At 74.4% G+C, this 11,202-nt stretch carries 12 protein-coding genes; 7 read left to right on the forward strand and 5 right to left on the reverse strand.

Annotated features, from left to right (window positions below; all coding sequences use genetic code 11):
• Positions 1 to 80 precede the first annotated feature (80 nt).
• Positions 81 to 1,448, forward strand: coding sequence for an alkaline phosphatase PhoX (locus ADK86_RS27190; RefSeq protein WP_053698979.1), 1,368 nt, complete (start codon positions 81 to 83; stop codon positions 1,446 to 1,448).
• A gap of 9 nt (positions 1,449 to 1,457) precedes the next feature.
• Here the strand turns inward: ADK86_RS27190 and ADK86_RS42565 are convergent, their stop codons facing one another.
• From ADK86_RS42565 to ADK86_RS27205, 3 genes are read right to left on the reverse strand one after another with little or no spacing between them, the layout of a single operon-like run.
• A complete protein-coding gene (locus tag ADK86_RS42565; protein WP_053698980.1) occupies positions 1,458 to 2,126 on the reverse strand; it encodes a hypothetical protein in 669 nt (222 codons plus the stop codon).
• A 2-nt stretch (positions 2,127 to 2,128) separates the two neighbouring features.
• On the reverse strand, positions 2,129 to 3,010 hold the full coding sequence (locus ADK86_RS42570) for an ATP-binding cassette domain-containing protein (protein ID WP_107088571.1): 882 nt from the start codon (positions 3,008 to 3,010) through the stop codon (positions 2,129 to 2,131).
• 46 nt (positions 3,011 to 3,056) lie between these two features.
• Entirely contained in the window at positions 3,057 to 3,734 is a 678-nt protein-coding gene (locus ADK86_RS27205) for an AIM24 family protein (protein ID WP_053698982.1), read from the reverse strand.
• A 95-nt stretch (positions 3,735 to 3,829) separates the two neighbouring features.
• On the opposite strand from ADK86_RS27205, the gene ADK86_RS27210 reads away from it, so the two are divergent.
• Positions 3,830 to 4,597 carry an aminoacyl-tRNA hydrolase gene (locus ADK86_RS27210; RefSeq protein WP_053698983.1) on the forward strand — a complete coding sequence of 256 codons (768 nt, stop codon included), beginning with the start codon at positions 3,830 to 3,832 and terminating at the stop codon, positions 4,595 to 4,597.
• 67 nt (positions 4,598 to 4,664) lie between these two features.
• Here the strand turns inward: ADK86_RS27210 and ADK86_RS27215 are convergent, their stop codons facing one another.
• Positions 4,665 to 5,030, reverse strand: coding sequence for a darcynin family protein (locus ADK86_RS27215; RefSeq protein ID WP_053698984.1), 366 nt, complete (start codon positions 5,028 to 5,030; stop codon positions 4,665 to 4,667).
• Between the two features lie 177 nt (positions 5,031 to 5,207).
• Between ADK86_RS27215 and ADK86_RS27220 the strand changes: the two genes are divergently transcribed.
• On the forward strand, positions 5,208 to 6,161 hold the full coding sequence (locus tag ADK86_RS27220; protein WP_053698997.1) for a LysR family transcriptional regulator: 954 nt from the start codon (positions 5,208 to 5,210) through the stop codon (positions 6,159 to 6,161).
• Positions 6,162 to 6,185: 24 nt separating this feature from the next.
• On the opposite strand, the gene ADK86_RS27225 is transcribed toward ADK86_RS27220, so the two are convergent.
• A complete protein-coding gene (locus tag ADK86_RS27225) occupies positions 6,186 to 6,956 on the reverse strand; it encodes a nuclease-related domain-containing protein (protein WP_107088572.1) in 771 nt (256 codons plus the stop codon).
• 112 nt (positions 6,957 to 7,068) lie between these two features.
• Here ADK86_RS27225 and ADK86_RS27230 point away from each other — a divergent pair, with 112 nt between their 5' ends.
• From ADK86_RS27230 to ADK86_RS27245, 4 genes are all read left to right on the forward strand, one after another.
• Positions 7,069 to 7,725 carry a LysE family translocator gene (locus ADK86_RS27230; protein WP_053698986.1) on the forward strand — a complete coding sequence of 219 codons (657 nt, stop codon included), beginning with the start codon at positions 7,069 to 7,071 and terminating at the stop codon, positions 7,723 to 7,725.
• A 197-nt stretch (positions 7,726 to 7,922) separates the two neighbouring features.
• Positions 7,923 to 9,299, forward strand: coding sequence for a DUF692 domain-containing protein (locus ADK86_RS27235; RefSeq protein ID WP_053698987.1), 1,377 nt, complete (start codon positions 7,923 to 7,925; stop codon positions 9,297 to 9,299).
• A 2-nt stretch (positions 9,300 to 9,301) separates the two neighbouring features.
• Positions 9,302 to 10,348, forward strand: coding sequence for a TIGR04222 domain-containing membrane protein (locus tag ADK86_RS27240; protein ID WP_053698988.1), 1,047 nt, complete (start codon positions 9,302 to 9,304; stop codon positions 10,346 to 10,348).
• A 144-nt stretch (positions 10,349 to 10,492) separates the two neighbouring features.
• Positions 10,493 to 11,202: DUF4142 domain-containing protein (locus tag ADK86_RS27245; RefSeq protein WP_053698989.1), on the forward strand; the 710-nt coding region annotated here is incomplete at its 3' end.

Here is an 11,202-nt window from a genome sequence, read left to right on the forward strand (position 1 = left end):
CGCGGCCGGTTCCCGGCGGCCGACGTGCGTGGTACACACATGCGGGTCGACACCACCTGTCCGCCAGCAGGGAGTTGCCCATGTCCGCGACACGTCGTCAGGTCCTGGCAAGAACCGGTGCAGTGGGCGTCTCGATCGCCTTCGCCGGCAGCGTCACGGAACTCTTCACCGGCACCGCCGCCGCGCACGGCGCGGGCCGCCACGGCTTCGGCCCCCTGGTCCCGGACCCGGCCGGGCTGCTCGACCTGCCCAAGGGTTTCCGGTACCGGGTGCTGTCCCGCGAGGGCGCCCCACTGCCCTCGGGCGAGGGCCGGATACCGGGCAACCACGACGGCATGGCGGCCTTCCCCGGACGGCACGGCCGCGTGCACCTCGTACGCAACCACGAGAACCGGCGCAAGTCCCGGGCCCCCGTCCCCGCCGTCGACGGCCTGACCTACGACCCGGCGGGCGAAGGCGGCTGTACGGCGCTGGAGCTGGACCGGCACCAGCGCGTGCTCTCCGAGCGCGTCGCCATCGCGGGCACCTCCACCAACTGCGCGGGCGGGCCCACCCCTTGGCACACCTGGCTCACCTGCGAGGAGACCGAGCTGCGGGCGGGTCAGGACGGGTACACCAAGGACCACGGCTTCGTCTTCGAGGTCGATCCGTACGATCCGCGCCGCACCGGCGCCGTGCCGCTGACCGCCCTGGGCCGCTTCCAGCACGAGGCCGTCGCGATCGATCCCCGCAACGGCACGGTCTACGAGACCGAGGACGCCTTCGACAAACCGTTCGGCCTCTTCTACCGCTTCCGGCCCGCCAGGCCGCTCGGCGGGCGGGGCTCCCTGCGGGCCGGCGGACGGCTCCAGGCGCTGCGCCTGCCGGACGTCAAGGACCTGTCCGCCGTCCAGGAGACGGGCACCCGCTTCGATCACGTGGAGTGGGTGGACGTCCCCGACCCGCTCGCCCGGCAGACGCCCGTCCGCTTCCAGGACTTCGGGCCGCGCGGCATCACCCACGCGCAGAAGCTGGAGGGCTGCTACTGGGGCGGCTCCTGTGTCTACTTCGTGTCCAGCTTCGCGCGGAGCGCGGACGGTTCGGCCGCCGACCACTACGGGCAGGTGTGGCGGTACGACCCGGACGCGCGCCGCCTGACCCTCGTGGTCGTCTTCGGTCCGGACACCGACATACAGCTGCCCGGCGAGTCCCCCGACAACATCTGCCTGGCCCCCGGCGGCGGCCTCATGGTGTGCGAGGACGGGGACGGGGCCCAGTACGTGTTCGGCCTCACCCGGCGCGGCACGGTGTACCCGGTGGCGCGCGGGCGGCAGAACATCGGCACCCCGGAGAAGCCCGAGTGGGGGGAGTTCGCGGGCGTCACGTTCTCCCCGGATCAGCGGACGATGTACGTCAACTGCTATACGCCGGGGACGACGTTCGCGGTGACCGGGCCCTGGGAGGACTGAGGCGCGGCCTCAGCTCCGGCGCGAACTGAGGCGGCAGGCCACGGCGGTGGCCGCCGCCGCGATCACGACCGTGCCCAGCAACGGCAGCCAGGGCAGGGTGACCGTCCCGTGGGCGGAGCCGGTGACCAGGCCGGACACCGCGGCGTTGGCGGGCGAGGCGCTCCCGACCAGCAGCAGGAGCGCGGCCGACAGGCCGGACAGGACCGACCAGCCGGTGCTGCGCAGCACCGGCCAGTTGCACAGGGCCCCGACGGCCGTGCCGAGCAGGACGGAGACGAGCGCGGCCAGCAGCCCTGCGCAGAACGCGGGCGCCTCGGGGACGGCGGTGTGGTGGTCGGAGGCGTGCGGGTCGGACCCGAGCGCGACGTACACCGTGCCGGCCAGGGCCAGGACCGTCGCCGACAGCGCGCCGGTCAGGACCCGGGCGAGGTGGGCCCGGCCGGGGCCGGCGGCCGCGGCGGCGCAGGCGCGGGCGGCGGGCGGCTCGCCGGTGACGCAGAGCCGGCACAGCCAGGCGGCGAGGGGCAGCGGGCCGATCGCGGCGAACCCGTACGAGTCGAGGACCGGCCCGCCGGGCTGCACACCGACGGCGAGGAAGGCGGCGTACAGCAGGACCGGCGGCAGCCAGCGGTGCGACCGCAGGAGCAGGGCCGAGTGGTAGCGCAGGAGCGGAATCACGGTTACCGGATTTCGTCGGGAGGCGGGGCCGGGGTGACGGTGCGGATGTGCCAGGGCGGATGTGCCGCGAGCAGGGCGCGCAGCAGCGCGTCGGAGTGGGCGGCGGCGACGGTCAGCCGGACCGTCGTACCGTCCGGGCCGGGGGCGGCGGAGGGCCGGCCCAAAAGGCCGCCGGCGATGTCCGCGAGAGCGGTGGCACCGGCGGGTGCCGCCGCCTCGATGATCACTCGGGGGCCGTGGAGGCCGCCGGTTTCCGTCGGACCCTCCGCTTCATCCGGCAGCCGGTCCAGCCGGTCGCCCGTGACCCGGTACCGCGCGTCTGCCGCGCCCTCCAGGCGGCGCGGGTCGTGGTCGACGAAGACGACCGTGCCGCCCGCCGCGACGCGCTCCGCCACGGCCCGGTCGAGGGTCTCGCGCGCCGCCGGGTCCAGGCCCGTCCACGCCTCGTCCAGGACGAGCAGATCCGGCTCGGCGAGCAGGGCCTGCGTCACCGCGACCTTCTGGCTGGTGCCCTTGGACAGCTCGGCGAGCGGCGTACGGGCGTGGCCGGCGGCGCCGAAGCGGTCGAGCCATTCCGTGGCGCGGCGGGCCGCCGTACGGCCGCGCAGACCGTGCACCCGGCCGAGGTGGGTGAGGTAGCCGACGGCGGTGAACGGCAGCGCGGCCGGGAAGCGTTCGGGGACGTACGCGGTGCGCGGGCGGCCGGTGATACGGCCCGTACTGGGCGCGTCGATCCCGGCCAGCAGCCGCAGCAGCGTGGACTTGCCGCTGCCGTTGTGCCCCTCCACGCGCACCAGGGAGCGCCGCGGCAGGTCGAGATCGACGTTCCGCAGCACCCATGGGCCGCGCACTCCGTAGCGCCGCCCGACCCCGTCCAGCCTCATCGGCGCCCCGCCGTCCCCTGGCCGTTCCCGCCCCCGGCCGCCACCGTCAGTTCCCGCTCGCCCGCTCGGGACGCAGCTCGCTGGGCCGTACGATCACGAAGCCCTCGCCGTCCAGCCGCAGTTGGACGGCCTCGCCGGAGCCGCCGCGCAGCATCGAGCCGAGGCTCTGCGAGCGGTGCAGCGAGGTCTTCAGCGACGCGCTCCACCCGACCACCGCGTCCGTGTCCACGAACACCGGGGCCTGCGGGGAGACGGGGATGACGATGGGGTTGCCCTCGCACACCACGCCGAGCTTGCCCTGACCGGTGAAGACCGAGTTGAACAGGCCGCCGCCGGTCATGCCCGCGCCCTTGACCGTGGAGATCTCGTACGACAGGGACGGGTCGAAGCACAGCACGTTGCGGCCGTTGATCGTGATGCCGTCGCCGGGGGCGAGTTCGACGACGAAGCAGTTGGCGGCCTCGTGGGCGAACCAGACCTCGCCCCGGCCGCGCACCGCCATCAGGGCCAGGCCCTCGCCGGTCACGGCCCGCTTGATGAATTTGCCGACGCCCTGCCCCTTCTTCTCGAACTGCAGGTCACCGCGGTAGGCGACCATCGAGCCCTGGCGGGCGAAGCACTCGCCGTCCACCGTGTACTTGATCGACTTGGCGTTCTGCAGGGTCATACCGGGCGCGGAGGCCGGTGTGACCACGTTTTCGGAGGCGAAGAGGTCGCTGTGCATAGGGAGGATCATCACCCGGAACGATCCGCTCCGCCAAGGCACGGCCCGCGGCGGCCCCCGGCGGGTCCGGCCGGGCTGCTGGCACACTTGTCCGTGTGACCAGCACCGACCTCACCGGCCCCGGCGATCCGGCCGGCACCCCGGCCGACGCGACCCGCCCGGCGGAGTCCGACCGGGACGCCGCCCCGCAGTACGTCCTCCCCCTCGTCGTACGGATCGAGCGGGACGCGCCCCCCGCCCGCACGGACGCGCTGGAGACCGCGGCACGGGCCGTCCTGGTGCTGCTCGCGGACGAGCGCGCGACCGGCGACGGCGAGTGGGCGGCAGCCGTACGCGACTGGCAGGACGCCCGTATCCGCAAGGTCGTGCGCCGGGCGCGCGGCGCGGAATGGCGCCGGGCCGAGGCGCTGCCGGGGATCACGGTGCGCGGGGCGAACGCGGAGGTACGGGTCTTCCCGCCGGTCCCGCTGGACGGCTGGCCCAAGGACCTGGCCCGGCTCCAGGTCTCCGGAACGCACCTGGACGACCCGCGGGCCCCCGAAACGCCCGATCCCGGCGGCGTGGTGCTGTGGCTCAACCCCGAGCTGGACATGTCGGCGGGCAAGGCGATGGCCCAGGCGGGCCACGGCGCACAGCTCGCGTGGTGGGAGCTGACCCCGGCCGAGCGCACGTCCTGGCGGGAGGCCGGCTTCCCCCTGTCCGTACGGTCCGCCGCGCCGCACCAGTGGGAGCGGCTGATCCACGACGGGCTGCCGATGGTCAGGGACGCGGGGTTCACGGAGATCGCTCCCGGTTCGTGCACGGTCGTCGCCGACCATCCGGCGCTGCGGGCGCGGCTCGAACCGTCTGCCGGAGGCTGCTGACACGGCCGAAGCCCTCCGGCCGGGTGGGGCGGGAGGGCATCGGCAGTCGCCCGGTGCGGGCGGTGTATCAGGTGCTGACGGTGGCGACGGGATCGACGTTGTAGGTACGGGCGTAGCCGTTCTCGGTGCCGACGAGGATGTCGACGACCTCGAAGTAGCGGTCCCAGAACGGGGTTTCGCGCAGCGCGTCGATGAGGAGCTGGTAAGCCTCGTGGTCGTCGGCCTCCCAGACCCAGACGTCGGTGACGCGGGTGGAGTAGAACTCCGTGTCGTAGAAGCGCGACCGTACGCCGGCCGTCCTGGCCTTGACCACGGACATCACCTCGGTGTCGAGGGCGTGCACGCGCTCCTCGGGGGTCATGGCGAGCCACTCGGGCATGGTCTTGATGAGCAGGAAGGCGGTGACGGGCGGCGCGGTTTCCTCTGCGGACATGGTGAATTGCCTCCGAAAGGGCAGGTGAGAGCGGTCGTGAAGACCGTGTGGGACGTACCGGAACCGGTACGTCTTCATCCTGCGAGGCGCCCGGCGTTGCCACAATGGGAACATCGGCAAGGGATCATTGCCCGAAATGGAACGACGCTGGTGAACAGCCCGAACAGTGGGAACGGTGTGAACAGTCCAGCCAGACCCGAGCCGGTCATCGACGCCAACCTCGCCGTGGCGCTGGACGCGCTGCTGGCCGAGCACAGCGTCACCCGCGCCGCCGCGCGCCTGCACACCTCCCCCGCCGCCATGAGCCGCACGCTCGCCCGGCTGCGGCGCATCCTCCAGGACCCTCTGCTGGTCCGGGCCGGGCAGACCATGGTCCCCACCCCGCGCGCCCAGGCCCTGCGCGACGAAGCCGCCACGGTGGTGCGCCGCCTGGGAGAACTGCTCTCCCCCGGCACCGGCGTCGACCCCGCCGCGCTGCGCAGCACCTTCACGATCCAGGCCGCCGACATCGTGGGCGCGGCGCTGGTCCCCGGCCTGCTGGAACTGGCCCGGCAGGAGGCGCCCGGGGTCTCGCTGCGCCTGCGGGCCGAGGAGCTGGAAGCCCAGCCGGCCCTGCGCGACGGCCGGATCGACCTGGAGATCGGCGCCATCGACCATGTCGACCCCGAGACCCAGGTCGAGGAACTGGTCACCCTCCGGATGGTGGCGGCCGTCCGGCCCGGCCACCCCCTCACCGAAAAACCCCTGACCCCGGAACGGCTCGCCGCCGCCGAGCACGTCGCGGTCAGCCGCCGCGGCCGGTTCACCGGCCCGCTGGACACCGCCCTGGCCGGGCACGGCCTCCAGCGGCGGGTCACCGCCGTCCTCCCCAGTCACCTGGCCGCGATGGCCCTCGCCGCCCGCAGCGATGTCGTCTGCCTCATCCCCATCGCCCTGCCGGGCGCCACCCCCTCACCGTTCACCGACGCCGCCACCGCCCTCGGCCTGCACCTCCTCGATGTCCCCCTGCCGCTGCCGCCCGTGACCATCGGCATGGCCTGGCATCCGCGCCACGCGGCCGACGGGGCGCATCACTGGTTGCGCGACGCGGTTCGCCGAACTGTCGGGGAGCCTGGGAGTCCGGGAGCTTGACGGGAGTGTGAGGCGCGGGCCCGTTCAGGCCGCCAGCCATGTACGGCGGTTCCTGGCGACCGTGTAGACGCGCTCCACTCGGGCGGGGGCCAGTACCCCGCCGAGCTGCCCGAGCGAGGGCACCTCGCGTTCGTCCCGCAGGACCCGTACGCCGCGCAGGGCCGGGTCCAGGGTCACGTCCGCCGCGCCGACGAACGCCAGCACCGGCCGGGTCTCGACGCGGAAGCGGCAGCTCCGGGTCAGCACGTAGGAGGCGCGCCGGGCCTCCTGCCGGATGTCCCGGACGTACGGGAACGCCTGGTGGCCGCGGCTGACGCGGACGGCGTCCTCGGCGACCCGCACCCGGGCGCCGCGCACGTAGTGGGTGCCGACGCACAGCACGCCGCCGGGGCCGATGAGCAGATGGCCGATGACCGCCGCGGGCGGCATCGGCACGGAGTGGATCACGTACCAGCCGCCCGCCGTCAGCAGGTCCAGGGCCGTACCGACGGCCTGTTCGCCGAGCAGCTGCCGGTGCCAGTCGTCCTGGGGCGGGCGCCGGCCGAGCAGGCGGGCCCACCACAGCGCGGCCCTCGCGCGCGGCTCCTCCGCGAGGCGGACCCGCAGGGCCTCTCCCGGGCGGTTCGGGGCGAGATCGTCGTCCGGCGGCAGGAACAGCCGGTCGGGGTCGCTCGCGTACCGCGCCTCCCGCTTCCCCTCCCCGGTCCCCTCGGCACCGAGGTCCGTGACGGCGTCGGCGGGCACCTGGGCCCCTGACCCGTCCTCCGCGCCGGGCTGATGACGGATGTCGCTCATGTCCCCTCACCCCCCGATGGCCATGGGAGCAGGCACCCGGCTCCCGGGCAAGGGGTACGACCGCCGGGCCCCGGGAAAGCCGAGGTCAGCGGACAACGTACGGTTATCTTCCGTGTTCTCCTCTCTCATAGGTTTCACCGCGGTGGCCGTCCTGCTGACCGTTTCGCCGGGGCCGGACTTCGCCGTGGTGCTGCGGACCTCCCTCGGCTCGGGGCGGCGGGCGGCGCTGTGTTCCGCGCTGGGCATCGCCGCGGGCTGTGTCGTCTGGGGGCTGGCGGGCGCGGTCGGGCTGACCGCCATGCTGTCGGCGTCGCGGACGGCGTACGACGCGCTGCGTATCGCCGGGGCGCTGTACCTGATGTGGCTGGGCTTCCAGGCGCTGCGCAGCGCGCGCCGCCGCGCACCGGGAGGCGACCGGCCGGAAGGCGCCGGCCCGGAATCCGGCATCGCCGACGCGGGCCGGCAGACGCCGCTGCGGGCGTTCCGCACCGGCCTGCTGACGAATGTCCTGAACCCGAAGGTCGGGGTCGTGTACATGTCGCTGCTGCCGCAGTTCATCCCGCACGGCTCGCCGGTCGTGGCCACGACGCTGCTGCTGGTCGCCGTCCACGTCCTGCTGGGCTTGCTCTGGCTCGGCGGCATCGCCCTGGCGGTGCACCGGGCGCGCGCCCTCTTCCAGCGCCCCCGCGTCCGCCGCCGCCTGGACCAGGCAACCGGCGGGGTCCTGCTCGCGCTGGGCGCCGCGGTCGGAGTCGAGACCGCGCGCTGAGCGATACGGAACGCGGGGCGTACGGCGTCGCGTCGCCGTGGACGCGGCGCGGGACGGGGGCCGGGCCGCTCGCCCGGTGGCATGCGCCGTCGCAAGCTCAAATCATCCTCTGAACCCGCCGCCTTCGGGATTGGTTCCCGGCCGGCGGGGCGATGACTACCCAACACCACGGGGGTGCACGAGTGGGAGGGGGACCCATGGAACATCTCGGTACGGGCATCGGCTGGCGGCCCGAGATCGCCGACGAGGTGGCGGAACTGCCCGGCGTGGACTGGGTGGAGGTCGTCGCCGAGAACCTCTGTCCCGGTCATCTCCCACCCGCCTTGCAGGCACTGCGCGAGCGGGGCACGACGGTGGTGCCGCACGGCGTCTCGCTCGGGCTCGGCGGCGCCGAACGCCCGGACCCGGCCCGGCTCGCCGCGCTCGCGGAACGCGCCGAGGCGCTGGGCGCGCCGCTGGTCACCGAGCACATCGCGTTCGTACGGGCCGGGGGCCCGCTGACCGCCTCCCCCGCGATGGAGGCGGGGCACCTGCTGCCCGTGCCCCGCACCCGCGACGCGCTGGACGTGCTCTGCGAGAACGTCCGCATCGCGCAGGACGCGCTGCCCGTGCCGCTCGCCGTGGAGAACATCGCGGCGCTGGTCGCCTGGCCCGACGAGGAGATGACCGAGGGGCGGTTCCTCGCCGAACTGGTCGAGCGCACCGGCGTACGGCTGCTCATCGATGTCGCCAACCTCCACACCAATCATGTGAACCGGAACGAGGACCCGGCCGCGGCACTGGACGAGCTGCCGGTCGAGGCCATCGCGTATGTGCACGTGGCGGGCGGGATCGAGCGGGACGGGGTCTGGCACGACACCCACGCCCACCCGGTGACCCGCCCTGTCCTGGACGTACTGGCGGAACTCTGCGCCCGCACCACCCCTCCCGGCGTCCTCCTGGAGCGCGACGAGAACTTCCCCGCGACCGGCGAACTCGCCAAGGAACTGGACATGATCCGCACGGTGATGAAGGAGGCTCCGACGGTCCCGGCACGCCGGGGGTCCGGGGCCGCACAGGAGCCCGCGACGGAAGGCAGTCCCGCCACCGGCCCGGCCCCGACCACCGGTCCGGCCACAGCCATCCGCCCGGTCCCGACCACCGACCCGGCCACGACCACCCCCGCCCGGCAGCGCCTGGCCGTCGCGCAGGCCGCGCTGCTCTCCGCGCTGGTGGCCGGGACGCCGGCGCCGGAGGGCTTCGACCGGCGGCGGCTGCTCGTGCAGAGCCGGGCGCTGGCCGACAAGCGGGCCTCCGTGGTCGCCAAGGTCGCGCCCGAACTGCCGGGCATCCTCGGCGCGGACTACCGGCCCGGCTTCCTCGGTTACGCGCGGCACCGGCCCATGAAGGGCGGCTACCGCCAGGACGCCATGGACTTCGCCGTGCATCTGCTGGCCGAGAACCGGCCCGCCGACCCGGACGCGCGCCGTCAGCTGACGCAGTGGTGGCGGGACCGCTGTGGGCCGAAACCGCCGGGCAGGCCCGGGAACCGGCTCGTCCGGGCCGCACGGCTCGCCCTGGGCCGGGGGTGGTGAACATGCTCGCGCTGCTCGTGACCCTGGTGATCGCCGCCTCCTCGCTGCTGCTCGTCGCCCGTACCGTCCATGTCGTCCGTGCGACGCCCCGCCCCGAGCGCCGCAAGGCGACCGCACACGAACTCTGGGAGATCGCCTTCCTCGCCGGCGGCCCCGCCCGGGTCGCGGACGCCGCGATCGCCGGGATGCACCAGGACGGCCGGCTCGCCGTGGGCGGGCCCGGTGTGGTGTCCGTGCGGCAGGCGGTGGCGTACGACCCGGTCGAGACGGCCGTCCTGGACTCGCTGGCGCGGACTCCGGACGGCGCGCTGGACACCCTGCGCCGCCACGTCATGCGGGCCCCCGCCGTCCAGGCGATCGGCGACCGGCTGGCGAAGCGCGGTCTGATGCGGCATCCGCGCGCCGGGCGCCCGTGGCGGCGGTACGCCGCCTGGCAGTTGGGGATCTGTGCGACGGGCTTCGTGCTCGTCCTGCTCTTCACCTTGACGGGCGCCATCACCGGCGCGAACGGAGAGACCCCCTTCGTCGTCCGGGTCCTGCCCGCGGCCCTCCTCGGCACCGTGACCGGTGTGGTGTGCCGGAAGATCCTGAGCAGGCGGGTGACGCGGGCCGGTGTCTCGGCGGTACGGACGTTCCGTACGGCGCACAAGGCGGACCTGGTGAGCGACGCGACCCAGTCCGCCGCGCTGCTCGTGGCGCTCGGCAGCACCGCGCTGCTCGTGGACGACGTACTGCGCGACCACCTCACCGAGGTGCAGCATTCGATGGCGGGTGCGGGCGCCTCGGCGGCGCCGTACTCCGGGTCGTCGTCCACCACGTCGACCGGCTCGTCGAACGCGAGCTGCGGCTGGAACGTGCCGGACGACAGCCCGGACACGGCCTGGTGCGGATCGTCGTGCGGCGGGTCGGGTTCGGGGTCGGGGTGCGGCAGTTCGTCGTGTGGTGGCGGGTCGTCGTGCGGCGGCGGCTCGTCGTGCGGCAGCTCCGGGTCCAGCTGCGGCAGCAGTTCCTCTTCCTGCGGCGGCGGTGGTGGCTGCGGGGGCAGCTGATCCCCCGCGGCGTCCGTAGCCCCCACGGCCCCCGAGCAACCGGTCAACGTACCAACGCCGGGCGGCCGTTGGCGGGGCTTCCCCGAACGGGCGACAGGGCCGACACAGGGCGCACTAGCGTGCGGTGCCGCATCAGGAGGCACCATGCGATCCGTAACCGGCACCGGCCTCGTCGTCACCGCGCTCGCCGCGACCCTGGCCGCGCTGCTCTTCCCGATCTGGTCGTTCGCCGGCCGGCCGGGGCAGGACGGGGGCGTCGACACCCAGACCGTCGCGACCTCGTTCGGCCCGCTGTCCGCGCTCGACCGTGACTTCGTCAACCGCGTACGCCTGGCGGGCCTGTGGGAGCTGCCCGCGGGCCAGCAGGCCCAGGCGCGCGGCACCGTGCCGTCCGTACGGGAGGCGGGCACCCACCTCGTCGAGGGGCACGCCTCGCTCGACCGGCACGTACGCGAGGTGGCGGCGCAGCTCGGTCTCGCGCTGCCCGACCGGCCCAACGCCCAGCAGCGGCACTGGCTGGCCGAGCTGAGCGCGGCGCGCGGGGCCGCGTACGACCGGAAGTTCGCGAACATCCTGCGGCTCGCGCACGGCAAGGTCTTCACCGTCGTCGCGCAGGTGCGCGCCACCACCCGCAACGCGCTGGTGCGGAGTCTGGCCGACGACGCCAACCGCACCGTCCTGGACCACATCCTCGTCCTGGAGCGCACCGGCTTCGTCGACTTCGACGCGATCGCCGAGGACGCGGCCACCTCCTCCCCGCCGCCGAGCCCCGCGGCCCCGCCGCCGTCCCTGGACGCGCCGGCCGCCACACCGACGCCCGTCACCCCATCGGCGACGTATGCGCTGCCTCCGCC

The sequence above is a fragment of the Streptomyces sp. NRRL F-5755 genome, assembly GCF_001279365.1.
Lineage (GTDB): Bacteria > Actinomycetota > Actinomycetes > Streptomycetales > Streptomycetaceae > Streptomyces > Streptomyces rimosus.